Source organism: Streptomyces sp. NPDC058964 (assembly GCF_042741275.1).
GTDB lineage: Bacteria > Actinomycetota > Actinomycetes > Streptomycetales > Streptomycetaceae > Streptomyces.
The window spans coordinates 1-15,006 of the sequence record NZ_JBHYKH010000152.1 but is presented as its reverse complement, the minus strand read 5'-3'; the positions used below and the strand labels follow the sequence as shown (position 1 = coordinate 15,006).

The 15,006-nt window shown below is 71.0% G+C and carries 19 protein-coding genes and 1 pseudogene; 10 read left to right on the top strand and 10 right to left on the bottom strand.

Annotated elements, in window-relative coordinates; genetic code table 11:
• Position 1: 1 nt before the first annotated feature.
• A complete protein-coding gene (locus ACFW2E_RS20250; RefSeq protein WP_384468255.1) occupies positions 2–1,627 on the top strand; it encodes a penicillin-binding transpeptidase domain-containing protein in 1,626 nt (541 codons plus the stop codon).
• 32 nt (positions 1,628–1,659) lie between these two features.
• On the opposite strand, the gene ACFW2E_RS20245 is transcribed toward ACFW2E_RS20250, so the two are convergent.
• Entirely contained in the window at positions 1,660–2,007 is a 348-nt protein-coding gene (locus ACFW2E_RS20245) for an SsgA family sporulation/cell division regulator (protein WP_384468253.1), read from the bottom strand.
• Positions 2,008–2,183: 176 nt separating this feature from the next.
• Between ACFW2E_RS20245 and ACFW2E_RS20240 the strand changes: the two genes are divergently transcribed.
• The 7 genes from ACFW2E_RS20240 (at position 2,184) to ACFW2E_RS20210 (ending at position 7,516) form a co-directional block, all read left to right on the top strand.
• Entirely contained in the window at positions 2,184–3,230 is a 1,047-nt protein-coding gene (locus ACFW2E_RS20240) for an energy-coupling factor ABC transporter permease (RefSeq protein WP_384468251.1), read from the top strand.
• Position 3,231: 1 nt separating this feature from the next.
• Entirely contained in the window at positions 3,232–4,032 is an 801-nt protein-coding gene (cbiQ, locus tag ACFW2E_RS20235) for a cobalt ECF transporter T component CbiQ (protein WP_384468249.1), read from the top strand.
• Positions 4,020–4,787 carry an energy-coupling factor ABC transporter ATP-binding protein gene (locus ACFW2E_RS20230; protein WP_384468247.1) on the top strand — a complete coding sequence of 256 codons (768 nt, stop codon included), beginning with the start codon at positions 4,020–4,022 and terminating at the stop codon, positions 4,785–4,787. The genes cbiQ and ACFW2E_RS20230 overlap by 13 nt, the downstream gene beginning before the upstream one ends.
• Positions 4,788–4,833: 46 nt before the next feature.
• Complete coding sequence (locus tag ACFW2E_RS20225; protein WP_384468245.1) at positions 4,834–5,292, top strand: MarR family winged helix-turn-helix transcriptional regulator; 459 nt, start codon at positions 4,834–4,836, stop codon at positions 5,290–5,292.
• A gap of 106 nt (positions 5,293–5,398) precedes the next feature.
• Positions 5,399–5,845, top strand: coding sequence for an organic hydroperoxide resistance protein (locus tag ACFW2E_RS20220; RefSeq protein ID WP_384468243.1), 447 nt, complete (start codon positions 5,399–5,401; stop codon positions 5,843–5,845).
• A gap of 75 nt (positions 5,846–5,920) precedes the next feature.
• Entirely contained in the window at positions 5,921–6,268 is a 348-nt protein-coding gene (locus tag ACFW2E_RS20215; RefSeq protein WP_384468241.1) for a hypothetical protein, read from the top strand.
• An 87-nt stretch (positions 6,269–6,355) separates the two neighbouring features.
• Positions 6,356–7,516 (top strand): serine hydrolase domain-containing protein, encoded by a 1,161-nt coding sequence (locus ACFW2E_RS20210; protein WP_384468259.1) that lies wholly within the window; start codon positions 6,356–6,358, stop codon positions 7,514–7,516.
• 30 nt (positions 7,517–7,546) lie between these two features.
• Here ACFW2E_RS20210 and ACFW2E_RS20205 read toward each other — a convergent pair whose 3' ends face one another.
• From ACFW2E_RS20205 to ACFW2E_RS20195, 3 genes and pseudogenes are all read right to left on the bottom strand, one after another.
• Positions 7,547–7,822, bottom strand: a complete 276-nt coding sequence (locus ACFW2E_RS20205) for a DUF1876 domain-containing protein (protein ID WP_384468239.1) — start codon at positions 7,820–7,822, stop codon at positions 7,547–7,549.
• A gap of 63 nt (positions 7,823–7,885) precedes the next feature.
• A complete protein-coding gene (locus tag ACFW2E_RS20200; protein ID WP_384468237.1) occupies positions 7,886–8,773 on the bottom strand; it encodes an NAD(P)-dependent oxidoreductase in 888 nt (295 codons plus the stop codon).
• Between the two features lie 278 nt (positions 8,774–9,051).
• Positions 9,052–9,183, bottom strand: a pseudogene (locus tag ACFW2E_RS20195) (EamA family transporter); the annotation flags it as partial.
• A gap of 45 nt (positions 9,184–9,228) precedes the next feature.
• On the opposite strand from ACFW2E_RS20195, the gene ACFW2E_RS20190 reads away from it, so the two are divergent.
• Positions 9,229–9,912, top strand: coding sequence for a maleylpyruvate isomerase N-terminal domain-containing protein (locus ACFW2E_RS20190; RefSeq protein ID WP_384468235.1), 684 nt, complete (start codon positions 9,229–9,231; stop codon positions 9,910–9,912).
• Positions 9,913–10,054: 142 nt separating this feature from the next.
• Here ACFW2E_RS20190 and ACFW2E_RS20185 read toward each other — a convergent pair whose 3' ends face one another.
• Genes ACFW2E_RS20185 through ACFW2E_RS20175 form a run of 3 tightly spaced genes read right to left on the bottom strand, consistent with a single transcriptional unit; the run spans position 10,055 to position 11,912 of the window.
• Positions 10,055–11,002: a hypothetical protein gene (locus ACFW2E_RS20185; RefSeq protein WP_384468233.1), complete on the bottom strand. Its 948-nt coding sequence runs from the start codon at positions 11,000–11,002 to the stop codon at positions 10,055–10,057.
• Positions 11,003–11,028: 26 nt separating this feature from the next.
• Positions 11,029–11,727 carry a cytochrome b N-terminal domain-containing protein gene (locus ACFW2E_RS20180; RefSeq protein WP_384468231.1) on the bottom strand — a complete coding sequence of 233 codons (699 nt, stop codon included), beginning with the start codon at positions 11,725–11,727 and terminating at the stop codon, positions 11,029–11,031.
• On the bottom strand, positions 11,724–11,912 hold the full coding sequence (locus ACFW2E_RS20175) for a hypothetical protein (RefSeq protein ID WP_384468229.1): 189 nt from the start codon (positions 11,910–11,912) through the stop codon (positions 11,724–11,726). The genes ACFW2E_RS20180 and ACFW2E_RS20175 overlap by 4 nt, the downstream gene beginning before the upstream one ends.
• A gap of 117 nt (positions 11,913–12,029) precedes the next feature.
• On the opposite strand from ACFW2E_RS20175, the gene ACFW2E_RS20170 reads away from it, so the two are divergent.
• The gene (locus ACFW2E_RS20170; RefSeq protein WP_384468227.1) at positions 12,030–12,350 is read left to right on the top strand and encodes a hypothetical protein; all 321 of its coding nucleotides are present in this window, start codon (positions 12,030–12,032) and stop codon (positions 12,348–12,350) included.
• Positions 12,351–12,845: 495 nt separating this feature from the next.
• Here the strand turns inward: ACFW2E_RS20170 and ACFW2E_RS20165 are convergent, their stop codons facing one another.
• The 3 genes from ACFW2E_RS20165 to ACFW2E_RS20155 form a co-directional block, all read right to left on the bottom strand.
• Positions 12,846–13,613: an EamA family transporter gene (locus ACFW2E_RS20165; RefSeq protein ID WP_384468225.1), complete on the bottom strand. Its 768-nt coding sequence runs from the start codon at positions 13,611–13,613 to the stop codon at positions 12,846–12,848.
• Positions 13,610–14,170: a YbaK/EbsC family protein gene (locus tag ACFW2E_RS20160; RefSeq protein ID WP_384468223.1), complete on the bottom strand. Its 561-nt coding sequence runs from the start codon at positions 14,168–14,170 to the stop codon at positions 13,610–13,612. The genes ACFW2E_RS20165 and ACFW2E_RS20160 overlap by 4 nt, the downstream gene beginning before the upstream one ends.
• Positions 14,171–14,294: 124 nt before the next feature.
• On the bottom strand, positions 14,295–15,006 hold a 712-nt coding region (locus tag ACFW2E_RS20155; RefSeq protein ID WP_384468221.1), incomplete at its 5' end, for an MMPL family transporter.

Below are 15,006 nucleotides of genomic sequence, written 5' to 3'. Positions count from 1 at the left end.
TGTGTGGGGGCGGGGGGGGGTACCGCGGCGGCGGGGCGCGGCCCGCGGGGGGGCTCAAAACCCCAACGGCGGGGGGGGGGCGGCCGCCGAGGGCCGGACGGGCGCCTCCGCCGCCCACAAGGAGGTGAGGACCGGCCCGCTGTCCGCGACCGAGGTCCGGACCACCGCCGAACGCTTCCTGACGGCCTGGCAGCAGGGCAAGGTGACCGGGGCCGCCGCCGCCACGGACGACTCCGGCGCCGCCGCCTCCCTGCTCACCGGCTACACCAAGAACGCCCACATCAAGGACGTCACCCTCACCGCCGGCACCCGCACCGGCGCCAAGGTCCCGTTCTCCGTCAAGGCCACGGTCAGCTACAAGGGAGTCAGCAAGCCACTGGCGTACGACAGCTCGCTCACCGTCGTGCGCCGCGCGCGCGACGGGAAGCCGCTGGTCGACTGGCACGCCTCCGTCGTCCACCCCGATCTGAAGGACGGCGACGAGCTGGTCACCGGCGCGTCCGGCACTCCGCCCGTCAAGGCGCTGGACCGGGACGGCGGGGAGCTGACGGCCGCCAAGTACCCGTCGCTGGGGACGGTCCTCGACGGACTGCGCGAGAAGTTCGGCAAGACGGCGGGCGGCAAGGCGGGCATCGAGCTGCGCGTGGTGCGCGGCAAGGCGTCCAGGGCGGACAAGCTGTCCGACAAGACGCTCGTGGAGCTCAGCAAGGGCACCCCGGGCACCGTGAAGACGACACTGAGCCCGGCCCTCCAGGCGGCCGCCGAGCAGCAGGTCACCAAGCAGGCGAAGGCCTCGGTCGTCGTCATGCGCCCCTCGACCGGCGAGATCCTCGCGGTCGCGAACACCGGCCACGGCTTCAACACGGCTTTCCAGGGCTCACTGGCCCCCGGCTCCACGATGAAGATCATCACATCGTCGCTGCTGATCGAGAAGCATCTGGCGTCCGCCGACAAGGCCCACCCCTGCCCCAAGAAGGTGAAGTACGGCGGCTGGACCTTCCACAACGACGACGACTTCGAGATCAAGGGCGGCACGTTCAAGGCGAGCTTCGCGCGCTCCTGCAACACGGCCTTCATCAGCCAGGCGAAGAAGCTGGGCGACTCCGACCTGACGAACCAGGCCCAGCAGGTCTTCGGTCTGTCCATGAACAACTGGGCGATCGGCGTCCCGACCTTCGACGGCTCGGTGCCGGTGCAGTCGGCGGCCCAGATGGCCGCCTCGCTGATCGGTCAGGGCGGGGTGCGCATGAACCCGCTGAACATGGCCTCGGTCGCCTCGACGGTCAAGGCGGGCGTCTTTCACCAGCCCTATCTGGTCTCCCCCGCCGTGGACCACCGCAAGACGGCCACCGCGACCCGCACGCTGTCCGCGGCGACGCTCTCCCAGCTGCGCGAGCTGATGCAGTACACGGCCGCGTACGGCACGGCCGCCCAGGCCATGTCCGGCCTCGGGCCCGACTACGGCGCCAAGACCGGTTCGGCCGAGGTCGACGGCCAGAAGAAGCCCAACGGCTGGTTCACCGCCTACCGGGGCGATCTCGCGGCCGCGGGCGTGGTCCAGGCTGGCGGGCACGGCGGCGACACCGCGGGGCCGATCGTGGCGGCGCTGCTGAAGAAGGGCAGCTGAGCCGGGGCAGCCGAACGGCCGGGCGCCCGGGCTCAGCCGGCCACGGGCTCCCCGGCCATGTAAGTCCGCCTGAGGAACCTCAGCAGGGCCTTCGACTCGAACTGCACGACCGAGACACCGTGGTCGTCGTGGAACTCCACCACGGCCTGCACCCGCCCGCACGGCCACACGCGCACGTCTCCGCTCTCAGCCGGTGCCCGCAGCCCCTTTTCCAGCAGTGACCGCGAGAATGTCCACTCATGGGTACCGGGCAGGTCGACCCGCACGGCTCGGGGGTCCGTCTCGGGGTCATAGCGCAGAAGCACCGGCACGGCCGGATCGTCCTGGACGTTCTCGTCCGTGACGATGTGGGCTCGTGCGTACTGTTCGACTACGGACATCGGACACCCCCTGACGCTGAGTGATCTGGGCGGAAGCTGTTGAGTCCGCCTCCACTCCAATGTCGCATATTTCCCGAATTGCGCTCTTTGGAGTGAGTGCGCCTCATGTGTGCGCGCGGCATACACGACTCCCTCGCTCTTGCAAAACGTTCGCAACAAGCCACTAAAATCAAACGGTGCACGTACCCGACGGATTCATCGACGCCCCCACCTCCGCGGTCACGGGAGTGGTCGCGGCCGGCGCCCTCGCCGTGAGCCTGCGCGGCGCCCGCCGCGAACTCGACGAGCGCACCGCCCCGCTGGCCGGTCTGGTGGCGGCGTTCATCTTTGCCGTACAGATGCTCAACTTCCCGGTCGCGGCCGGAACAAGCGGGCACCTCCTCGGCGGCGCCCTCGCCGCGATACTCGTCGGCCCCTTCACCGGCGTGCTCTGTGTCTCCGTCGTCCTGCTCATGCAGGGCATCCTCTTCGCGGACGGCGGCCTCACCGCGCTCGGCGTGAACATCACGGACATGGCGATCGTGACGACGGTCGTGTCGTACGCAGTCTTCCGCGGCCTGGTCAAAGTGCTCCCGCGCAAGCGGCGCTCGGTGACCGTCGCCTCCTTCACCGCCGCCGCCGTCTCCGTGCCGGCCGCCGCCGTCGCCTTCACCCTCATCTACTCCGTCGGCGGGACCACCGACGTGGCCATCTCCAAGGTCGCCACCGCGATGATCGGCGTCCACGTCCTCATCGGCATCGGCGAGGCCGCGATCACCGCGCTCACCGTCGGCGCCGTCATCGCCGTACGGCCGGACCTGGTGTACGGCGCCCGCGGACTGCAGCAGCGCCTCAAGCTCCGGGTGAACGGCGAGCTCGTCGACGCACCCGCGGCCGGGCCGGTCCCCGCCGCCACCGCCCGGACGCAGCGCAAGCTGTGGATCACCGGTCTGGTCACCTCCCTCGTGCTCGCCGGGTTCGTCAGCTTCTACGCCTCCGCCAGCCCCGACGGCCTGGAGAAGATCGCCCACGACAAGGGCATCGACCGGAAGGCGGAGAAGCACGCCTCGGCCGGCTCCCCGCTCGCCGGCTACGGCGTCGAGGACGTCTCGGACGCCCGCCTCTCCGGCGGCCTCGCGGGCGTGATCGGCGTCGGCGTCACGGTCGTCGCGGGCAGCACCGTGTTCTGGGCGGTGCGCAGGCGCCGTACGCGGGACGTCTCGGCCGTGAGCACGGGCGTTTGACATGGGGGCGGATGGGGGTACCCCCCTGCTCGAGCGGAGCCGAGAGCTTGGGGGAGCGCACAGGCTGTACCGGCACGGGCACTCACCCGTGCACGCGTTGCCGCCGCACACCAAGCTGGCCGCCGCCTTCGCCTTCGTGGTGGTCGTGGTGTCGACCCCGCGCGAGGCGATGTGGGCGTTCGGGCTGTACGCCGTCCTGCTCGCGTTCGTCGCGCACCGGGCGCGCGTGCCCGCCGGCTTCCTGCTCAAGCGGCTGCTGATCGAGGTGCCGTTCGTCGCCTTCGCGGTGCTCATGCCGTTCGTGGCGGAGGGCGAGCGCGTCGGCTTCCTCGGCCTGTCGCTGAGCGTCAACGGGCTGTGGGGCGCCTGGAACGTCCTCGCCAAGGGCACCCTGGGCGTCGCCGCCTCCGTCCTGCTCGCGGCCACGACCGAACTGCGCGAGCTGCTGCTCGGCCTGCAGCGGCTCAGGCTCCCGCCGCTGCTGGTCCAGATCGCGTCCTTCATGATCCGCTACGGCGACGTCATCACCGACGAGATGCGCCGGATGCGGATCGCCCGGGAGTCGCGCGGCTTCGAGGCGAAGGGCGTGCGCCACTGGGGGGTGCTCGCCAAGTCGGCCGGCGCGCTCTTCATCCGCTCCTACGAGCGCGGGGAACGCGTGCACCTGGCCATGGTGAGCCGGGGGTACGCCGGTTCGATGCCGGTCATCGACGAGGTGACCGCGTCCCGGGCGCAGTGGTCGTACGCCCTCGCCCTCCCCCTCACCGCCCTTGTCGTCTGTCTGCTGGGATGGGTCCTGTGACACCTTCGCTGGAAGTGGCCGGACTGGCCTTCGCGTACCCCGACGGCCACCAGGCCCTGTTCGGCGTGGACTTCTCGATCGGGCGCGGCGAACGGGTCGCCCTGCTCGGCCCGAACGGCGCCGGCAAGACGACCCTGGTGCTGCACCTCAACGGCATCCTGGGCGGCGGCACCGGGACGGTGACGGTGGCCGGGCTGCCGGTCGGCAAGAGGCACATGGCCGAGATCCGGCAGAAGGTCGGCATCGTCTTCCAGGACCCGGACGACCAGCTGTTCATGCCGACCGTGCGGGAGGACGTGGCGTTCGGCCCGGCGGCGGCCGGTCTGAAGGGGGCCGCGCTGGAGGAGCGGGTGCGCACGGCCCTGGAGCGGGTCGGCATGCAGGACTTCGCCGGCCGCCCGCCGCACCACCTGTCCTTCGGACAGCGCCGCCGGGTCGCCGTCGCGACGGTCCTGGCGATGGAGCCGGAGATCCTCGTCCTCGACGAGCCCTCCTCCAATCTCGACCCGGCCTCCCGGCGCGAGCTCGCCGACATCCTGCGCTCGCTGGACGTCACCGTCCTGATGGTCACGCACGACCTGCCGTACGCGCTGGAACTGTGCCCGCGTTCCCTGGTCCTGAGCGACGGCGTGATCGCCGCGGACGGCCCGACGGGCACCCTGCTGTCCGACGACGCCCTGATGCGCGCCCACCGTCTGGAGCTCCCGTTCGGCTTCGACCCCCGCTCCGTGCCGGCGGCCGCCGAACGGAGCTGACACGTTTCCATGACGGCCGTCCCTGGTCGTCCGTGACAATGGGCGCGTGACGCATCAAGAGGGCACCGGTTCGCTGCGGCTGGACGACCAGCTGTGCTTCGCGCTGTATGCCGCCCAGCGGGCCGTGACCGCCGCGTACCGGCCGCTCCTCGACGAGCTCGGCCTGACCTATCCCCAGTACCTGGTCCTCCTCGTGCTGTGGGAGCGCGGCGAGACCACGATGAAGGACCTGACCGCCGCCCTGCGCCTCGACTACGGCACGGTCTCGCCGCTGCTGAAGCGGCTGGAGGCGGCGGGTCTGGTGCGCCGGGAGCGCTCGGCACGGGACGAGCGCTCGGTACTCGTCGCGTGCACCGGGCGCGGCGAGGAACTGCGGGAGCGCGCGGCCTGCGTACCCGGCGCGCTGCTCACCACGACAGGCCTCGGCACGCAGGAGGTCGAGCGGTTGCGCGAGGAGCTGCGGCAGCTGGCGGAGCGCGCCGCCCGCCCCGCCGCTCCGCACTGAGCGCAAGTTACCCACGGATACCTGTCCGGGAGGGCGACAACTGACCGACCGACCAGTACTTTGTGCACGATGCACTTGTGCGCACCTGTTCTGGGGAAGGCAGACCATGACTGACGGCACCGCTGTCGACACCCGCCCGACGAAGATCATGTATGTCGCCGAGGCCACCGCACACGGTGGCCGGGACGGGTACGTCACCAGTCAGGACGGCGAGATCGAGCTGAAGGTCGCGATGCCGCCGGAGCTGGGCGGCGACGGCAACGGCACCAACCCGGAGCAGTTGTTCGCCGCCGGCTACAGCTCCTGCTTCCACAACGCGCTGATCCTGGTCGGCAACCGTGCGGGCTACGACCTGACCGGCTCCGCGGTCGCCGCGAAAGTCGGCATCGGCCCCAACAAGCACCGCGGCTACGGTCTCGCGGTCGCCCTCAGCGTCTCCCTCCCGGTCCTCGACGCGGACATCGCCGCGAAGCTGGTGGACGCGGCCCACGAGGTGTGCCCGTACTCCAACGCGACGCGCGGCAACATCGACGTGACGATCGTGCTGGGCTGAACCCCGCGCCCGGGGTGACGGCGCCCCGGCCCGGGTTCTGCCTCCGTGCCGCCCGCGGCGGCGGGCAGGGGCGCCATGAGCCGGTTCGTTCCGCGCGAGGTGAGGGAGCTTGCCGAGCGGCGGGGCCTGGGCGGGCCCGTCGACACCGGCCTGCGCGCCCAGGCCCCGGTCCGGGTCGTCCTCGGCCTCCTGACCGGACCGTGCTGGACCGTGTTCCTGCCGGGCGTCGTCGTACGGCTCTGCCTGGGACTCCAGGAAGAGCGCGCCGCCGCAGCCCGGTCCGGCTGGTACCGGGGCGTGCTCCACCGGTTCGCCGAGGGCGTCGCACTGCGCCGGCTCCGGTCGGTGCGCGCCTGCACCTGGCCGGAGCCGACCACGGCGACACACGGGTCCCGGGCGACCGGGCAGGACACCGAATCGTGACCCGCACCGAGACCCTGCCGAGGAATCCAAGGCCACGTCCCCGTGTTTCACTCGCTGTCGCAAGAGTGAAGGGATCCGGCGGTGGACGTGAACGTGAACGGCACAGTGGCCGAGGGCTTCGAGCCGGTCAGGGAGGCGTTCGCGCGCAACTTCGGTCCGCATGGCGACCGGGGCGCGGCGGTCGCCGTGTACCGGGACGGGCACCGCGTCGTCGACCTGTGGGCCGGGACGAAGGACGTCGACGGCACGGATCCCTGGGACCACGGCACCGCGCAGATCGTGCGCTCCGCGACGAAGGGCGTCGCCGCCGCCGCGCTGCTGATCCTGCACCAGCGCGGAGAGCTGGACCTGGACGCGCCGGTGGGCCAGTACTGGCCGGAGTTCAAGGCGGCGGGCAAGGAGCGGGCACTGGTCCGGGACCTGCTCGCGCACCGCGCCGGGGTCCCCGTGCTGGACCGGCCGCTGACGCCCGGGCAGGCCGCCGACCCCGATCTCGGCGCGGCGGCCGTCGCGGCGCAGGCGCCGGTGTGGGAGCCGGGCACCGATCACGGGTACCACGCTCAGACGTACAGCTGGCTCACCGGCGAACTGGTGCGACGCGTCACCGGCCGCCCGGTCGGCGAGTGGGTGGCGAGCGAGATCGCCGGACCCGTGGGCGCCGACCTGTGGCTCGGCCTGCCGGAGTCGGAGACCGCGCGCGTGGGCCGGGTCGGCCGGATCGAGGCCCCGGAGGCGAGCGGCGCGCTGAAGATGCGCCCGAAGCGGTCCGTCTCCGAGGCGTACGCGGACCCGGAGTCCCTGACCCGCCGCGCCTTCGCCGCGATCACCCCGCTTCCCGACGAGAACGCCCGCGCCTACCGGGCCGCGTCGCTCCCCGCCTCCAACGGCATCGCGACCGCCGACGGCCTGGCCCGCTTCTACGCCTCGCTGATCGGCGACGTGGACGGCGGCGCACGGCTGTTCCACCCCGGGACGGTGGAACTGGCCCGGGGCGAGCGGTCCGCGGGACCGGACCGGGTGCTCGTGGTGAACACGCGGTTCGGCCTCGGGTACATGCTGCACGGCAGCGCGTCCCCGCTGCTGTCGCCCGCCTCCTTCGGCCACCCGGGCCGCGGTGGCGCCCTCGGCTTCGCGGACCCCGAGTCGGGCATCGCCTTCGGCTATGTCACCAACGGCTTCCACCAGAGCGTGACGGCGGACCCGCGGGCACAGGCGCTCGTGCGGGCGGTGCGCACGGCGTCGGCCTGACCGCCGTGCACACCCCCCGACGGCCGTGCGTCACATGTGTATCGGGTGCGAGGTCCGCCCGGAGGACGTGTCGATCTCCTCGTGCGCCTTGGTCAGCAGCTCCATCGCGAGTTCGTTGAGCGCCCGTGCGCCGGCGATCTCCTCGCCGACCCGGGGCTGATTCGCGTCGGTGTGGTGCCTGCTGGCACTCCCGTGCGCTTTCACCTCACTCCCGTCGGGCAGGCGCACCAAGGCCGCCGCCCTCGTGTGCTGATCGTCCTCCTGGAACTCGAGCTCGACGTGCCATCCCACAGCGGTGTGCATCATGAGGACCACCTCCGGAATCACTGCTTCCAGGGTGCTCCTCGCCGCCCCGGACGTCACGTCGGCTCAGGCGGGCTTCTCGTCGAAACTGGCGAAGTACGCGGCGGCCATGTCCTCGTCGGCGTGGCCCTGCGCGGCGGCGCGGGCGAAGCGCTCGGCGGTGGCGGCGGCGACGTCGAGCCGGACACCGTTCTCCTCGCCGGCCCGCATGATCAGCCGCGCGTCCTTCTCCGCGGTGGCCACCGCGAACTGCGCCGGGGACAGGCCTCCGTCGAGCACCAGCCCCGCCTTGGCCCGCAGGTACCCCATGTCGAGCGGTCCGCCCTCGATGAGGTCGAAGAAGTCCCGCGGGTCCACACCGAGCGCCCGGGAGAGGGCCAGCACCTCGCCGGTCGCCGCGGTGACCGCGAGGACCCAGCTGTTGGCGACCAGCTTCAGCCGGGTGGCGCTGCCCGCCGCCCCGTCCTCGCCGGTCCACACGGTACGGGCGCCGACCGCGTCGAAGACGGGCGCGACCGTCTCCCGGCCCTGCGCCGGACCCGCGGCCAGGACGGTCAGCTGTCCGGCCTCCGCGGGCTGGCGCGTGCCGAGGACCGGGGCGTCGTAGAAGACGAGGCCGTGGTCGCGGGCGAAGCCGGCCAGGTCGGCGACCGACTCGAGGCCCGCGGTGGTCGACTGTACCCAGACGGCGCCCGAGGGCAGCGCCGGCGCCGCCTCGCGCATCACCTCCAGGACGGCGTGCCCGTCGTACAGCATGGTCAGGACGACGTCGGCGCCCTGGACGGCCTCGGCGGGGGTGTCGGCGACGTGGGCACCGTCGGCGGCCAGCGGCTCCGCCTTGGCACGGGTGCGGTTCCAGGCACGGACGGTGTGCCCGGCCCTCACGAGGTTGCGGGCCATCGCGGCCCCCATGATCCCGGTACCCAGGACGCTCACGGTGAGCTTGTCTGTCATGACGTCAACTTCCTGATCCGTGTGGCGAGTACGGCGCCGAGGCGCCCCTCCATGGTCGCTCAGCCACCGGGCTTTCCGGCGACGGCGCGAACGCCGTCCAGGTCTCGGCTCCCCGGACACGCCGACCGCGCCGAACGGCACGGGCGGTCCGCCACCGGCCGGACCACCCGAACGCCTCGCGGCCCCTGCGAACTGCCGTACGCCCGCGCGCTGTCCGCGCCGGCCGCCCCACCCCGGTCCCATCGTCCTGACCGGACGTCACTTTCCGCGTGGGCGTCCTAGCCGGAGTGCAGCATCAGGCCGATCCCGGCGACCAGCAGTCCCGCCGCCGCGATCCTCGGTGCGCCGAAGCGCTCCTTGAAGAACACGGCGCCGATCGCCGCGCCGACGATGACCGACGACTCGCGCAGCGTCGTGGACGCGTGCCTGTACCCAGGCCCGGCAGTTTGATCAGCATGGGGCAGGGGCGGGTACTTGAAGCATTTCACCTTGAGGCGGGGCAGCTCGCGCGGGCGATGGCCGGGGTCTCGGCGGCCGAGTGGCGTCTGCCGACACGGTGTGCGCCGTGGACGGTCAGCGACTTGCCGGCTCATGTCCGGGTGGTGATTGCTTGGCTGCCGGGGATGCTGGCCGCGCCGGCGCCGACACGTGCCGAGGTCTCGGCAGCGGGGTACTACCGGCCCGACGGCCGTTTCGCTCCGGACACCAACGCGGCTCGGATCGCCCTGGCCCGAGATCATGCGGCTGAACAGCTCAACGGTGCCGCGCTCGCCGACGACTTCGACGCCACTTGGCAACAGGTGGACCGACTGTGCCGGGCCGAGCCCGACGGGCGCGTGGTGCGCACCCGGCACTGCGATCCGATGCTCCTGTCGGAGTTCCTGCTGACGCGCGTGGTTGAGGTCGCCGTGCACGGCCTGGACCTGGCCGATGCCCTCGGGCGTGAGCCGTGGCTGACTTCCCAGGCCGCAGATTTGGTGCAGGGTCTTCTGCTCGGCCCGGATGGGGTGGCTGCACTGGAGAAGCTTGGGTGGGGGCAACTTCACTTCCTACGCAAGGCGACCGGGCGCGAGCCGATCACCAGGGAGGAGGCGTCGGACGTCAGCCGTCTGAACGTCCGGTGGCTCACGCTGGGTTGAGAGCGTCGCCAACTGACGCCGGCGCAACGGTAGAGCTCAATCGCGCTCTCATCGCACCGGACAGGGCTAAGGCGTACGAAATGGCTTCACCGGCGCCCTGACCAGCGAAGTTATCAACGCTGGGCCGCGTCCATGGTTGCCGTCAGCGCCCCGACTCCCCGGCCCGCACCGCAGCCTCCTGATCGCGGTAGTACGAGCGCCAGATCAACCGGTGCACTCGCGTCCAGCGCGGGATGGACCGAACGCCGGGGATGAAGGGGACCAGCACCAGCCCCAGGCTGAGCAGCGCCATCACGCCCCAGACCAGGGCGTCGGCGTTGCCGGACGACTTGAAGGGTTCGATCTGGTACCAGAACGTATAGAGCCACAGCCACGCCTGGCCCGGGTAGTTCCCCGTCTCGTTCATCATTCCCCATTGGTCGCCGCCCAGGTGCTCGGCGCGGGCCATGGACTCCAGGTAGGAGCCGTCGGAGAGGAAGAGCAGGGAGCGGGTGTAGTCGGTCTCGTAGAACTTGCCGCCTCCCTGCAACTCCCCGTCCAAGGCACCCGATCTGGCCAGGTCGAGAAGGCGCGCGGTGAGCACAGGGACCGGGCCGTAGTCGCCCTTGGCAACCTTGGCGGGGTCGCCGCCGGGAGACTTGGCCAGTGCGTCGGAGTAGGTCTTGCTCCAGTCCTGTCGGCGGGAGACCGGGGCAGCGGCCCAGGCCGCCAGGGCGGCGCTGACGCCAGGCGGTTCGGGGGCATGGGCCAGGGGGCCGAGTACCAAGTCGTTGGCGGTGTCCACCGGGATGCGGACCCCGGCGGCTTTCTGCAGTCCGACCGGGCCGAGCTTCTGCGCCGCGCCCGGCGTGTGGTTGTACGGGGGCCCGTACTCGGCCGTTCCACTGGTGCCGGCGAGTTCGGCCACGGCCGTCGCTGTGAAGTCCGGGCCGGCCGCCCGGGGCCAGGAAGCCAAGGTCACCGGTCTGACATCGGGCGAGGAGAAGACAGCGGCCAGACCCGCGGTGAGAAGCGCGACAGCCACCAGGGCGATCACGAACTCCTTGATCAGGTCGTACCGCCGGGTGGGGAAGGCGGCAGGGTCGGGCACTGCCGCCTTCCGGGATCGCCGGCCCGTCACCGCGCGTCCCGTGCCGCGGGCGCCGCCGTCCCGCCGGCCCCGGGGTCGGTCGCCCCGATGGGCGGGACGATTCCGCGCCACCGGACCAGCAGGACGTGCCCGGCGGTCAGCAAAGCGAGGACGAACGGAAGCAGCACGATGTGCCACATCAGCATCTGCCCGAAGTCCAGCACGTTGAAGAACGCGCCGATACCGACCGAGTTGAGCCCGTCCTTGGCCTGCCCTGCAATCCACTGCGAATCGAAGTTCTGCTGCACCAAATAGCCGGTGAAGGCAGTGCCGATCGCGGTGAGGAAACAGACCGCGCCGGTGATCCATGTCAGTGCCCGACGGCCGCGCCAGGCAGCCATGAAGAACTTGCCCCACAGGTGGATGACCATGAAGAACATCAACAACTCGACGCTCCACAGGTGCAGGCTGTTCACGTACCTGCCTGTCGTCGAGACGTGCCACCAGCCGGGTCCCTTCAGCGCGAGCAACCCACCGCTGACGAGCGCCATGATCAGCGAGGTCAGGGTGAGTACGCCGAAGACATAGATCCATGAGGACATGTACGCCGGCTGTGTGTCCGGCAGTAGTTTGGCCGGGGGCAGGGCCTTGACGGCCCTGCGACGCACCGCTCCGGTCCAACCGCCGGAGGCGGACACGTTCGTGTACGGCCCGGTGGCCGCGCCGTCCTCACCCGGAACGCTCATCTGCGGCCTCCGGGGAAGGGCAGCAGGAGGGCGGCGACGAAGACGATCACCATCAAGCCGATGACCACGAGGTTCGCGACGGACAACTGGATGACGCTCCAGTGCACATAACGCCCGACTCCGTTCAGATCGACGGGCGCGGCAAGCGCATGCCCGCCCGGCAGCAGTAGTCCCGTCATCGTCACGACCTGTCTTCCCGTCCCTCGCCGTACCGCTGGCGACAAGCAAAGCGCCTCTTGGAGCTCTCGGCATCCGGGCCAGCACGGACCATGGGCTGAAAGGCCCAACCGGAGCATGCGTCAGTGCGGGACCTGGTGGGCTTCGGCCCCACTCCAGGCTGCCGAGGCCACTCCTGCCTGGAAGTCCTCTGCCGCAACGACATGAACGACGTCAACAAGTCCGTGCAGGCCATCCAGGACGCCATCAAGCAGGTCAACGACATGCTGCCGCACACCTGGGTCGGCAAGGACGCCGACAACTGGTGCACCGAGTACAACGGGCGCATCGGGCAGCTGAACGCCCTGTTCTACATGAACCTCCCTTCCGAGGAGACCCGGCTGATCGAGAAGGCCAAGAAGGATCAGCAGGCGATGGACAAGAAGAGCCACGGGGGACACGGATGAGATCGCTTGCACGACGGTGAGGTCGTGTTCCCTGATTTCCCGCTCATCGGTCATATCGTCGCGTCGTGATCCGTCATAAAGGTGACGACAACCTCAAGTGCCGAAAACACGGCCGGTCTTGCGATCACTTTCAACCGGCATGGAGAAAAGCCGTGGGATCACGGATGGCCAACCCCATCAAGCTCGTGCCTGAACTGATGAAGGTGGCGGGAGCACCGCTGGTGGTGGCCCCCGGCACGGTTCGGGAACTCAAGCTTGCGGCCCGCCGCCTGCGCACTTATCGGCACCCTGGGCGAATTGCGAAGGGCTGGGGCATCAGCGGACCCCCGCCTGCACGAGGGACCGGCCGCCAGGTACTGCTGGTGGTAGCGCTCGGCCGCGTGATAGTCGCACCCCCCTGAGGGGAGGATCTCCGTCTCGACGCTGCCGTAGACCGTACCGAGGACTCATGGCGCGGGGCGACGCCGAGGTGTACGGGATGCCTCATCCAGCCCTCTAACCAGCGACGCTATTACTGCATGAGCAAAGCTTGACCGACGACTCCCGCAGTGCCGCGATCGGTGCGAGTGCGGCCCGGGTCTGGGCCCACAGCACCAGCCCGTAGGCCGCGACGGACAGGGCCGCGCCGAGCAGCCCCAGCAACGCGAACGGCCGCAGGAGGGCGACCGTCCCGCCGCTCCAGCGGCAGACGGCGTACGCGGGGATCGCCACGCCCTGGATCACCATCAGCCAGGCGGTGTAGCCGACCGGGGAGCCCGAGGCGCGCACGCCGAGCCCGTCGACGACGGTGTACGAGGCGATGGAGAGCCCGGTCGCGAGCGCTGCCCCGATCGCGGCCCAGTCGGGCCTGCGCCCGCGCAGCCCCCACAGCGCCACCCCGGTGAGCCCGGCGCAGGACAGCGCGATCCCCGCCGCGGCCCAGCCGTCGGGCACCTCGTGCGCGAAGACGGCCGCGAAGACGGTGACGACGAGCGGGGCGCTGCCTCGCGCGATGGGGTACGCCTGCCCGAAGTCGCCGAGCCGGAAGGACGTCATCAGCAGGACGACGTAGACGAGGTGGATGGCCGCGGAGGCGACCAGGTACGGCCGTGCCGCGGAGGCCGGCACAGCGACGAACGGCGCCAGGGCCAGCCCGATGAGGACACCGCCGGCCAGGATCAGGGTGAACCCGACGAGTTTGTCGGTGATGCGGTGGGCGATCGCGTTCCAGCTCGCGTGCGTGACCGCGGCGAGCAGGACGGCCGTGGTGACCAGCGGTGTCACGAGGTGCGCTCGCGCACGTCCACCAGAGTGCCGCCCGCGAGGGCGATCAGTTTCCTCGGCTCCATGGGGAAGACCGTGTGCGGGGTCCCGGCGGCCGCCCACACGAGGTCGTGCTCCAGCAGCGACCGGTCGGCGAGCACTTTGGTCCGCGTGCGGTGGCCGAAGGGCGGCACGCCCCCGATCGCATAGCCGGTCGTCTCCCGTACGACATCGGCCTTGGCCCGGGTGACGGCCGCGGCACCGAGTTCCTCCCGTACCCGTTCCACGTCCACCCGGGACGCCCCGCCCATGAGCACCAGCACGGGCTCTCCTCCCCCAGGCTCTCGGCTTCGCTCGAGCAGGGGCGGCCCCCACGCGGCGAAGATCAGCGACTTGCAGATCTGGCTGAGCTCGCATCCGAGGGCCGTGGCGGCCTCGGCCGCGGTGCGGGTCGCGTCCGGAAAGCGCCTGATCCGGGAGTGGAGCTCGCCGAGGCCCAGCTGCTCCAGGGCGGCGGCGAAGCGGGGGTGGGCTCCGGAGCCCTCGGCGTCGGCGTCAGTGGCGGCTGTCGTCGTCATGCGGGGCACGGTAACGGTACGTGTATGGGACAGGCGACCGGGTTTCACGGCGTGAAGGAGGCCGGCGAGGGCGCCCCGTCCCCACGGATCCCTCGCCGGCCGGTCATTCGGCGCAAGCGGCGCGTCAGACGTGCGCCAGCTCCCGGTCCACGTCCCCGTCCCTGGGCCGGCCCTCGTCCCGAGTGCGCAGGCCCTCGCCCTCCACGTCGACGTCGGGCAGGGCGCGGTCCAGCCACTTCGGCAGCCACCAGGCCTTCTTGCCGAGCAGCGCGAGCACCGCCGGGACGATCGCCATCCGGACGATGAAGGCGTCGAAGAACACCGCGACCGCCAGACCGAAGCCGATCATCTTGATCATCGACTCGCTGGAGCCGATGAAGCCGGAGAAGACGGCGATCATGATCACCGCGGCGGCGGTGACGACCCGGGCGCCGTGCCTGAATCCGGTCACCACGGCCTGGCTCGGCTTCTCCCCGTGGACGTACGCCTCCCGCATCCGGGTCACGAGGAACACCTCGTAGTCCATGGCGAGACCGAAGACCACGCCGACCATGAAGATCGGCATCATCGACATGACCGGTCCGGTCTGCTCCACACCCATCAGGCCGGACAGCCAGCCCCACTGGAAGACCGCGACCACGGCGCCGAGGGCCGCCAGCACGCTCAGCAGGAAGCCGAGGGCCGCCTTCAGCGGGACCAGGACCGAGCGGAAGACCAGGATCAGCAGGAGGAAGGCCAGGCCGACGACGAGGGCGAGATACGGGATCAGCGCGTGGTTCAGCTTCTGCGACGTGTCGATGTTCATCGCGGTCGTGCCGGTGACGAGGACCTGCGCG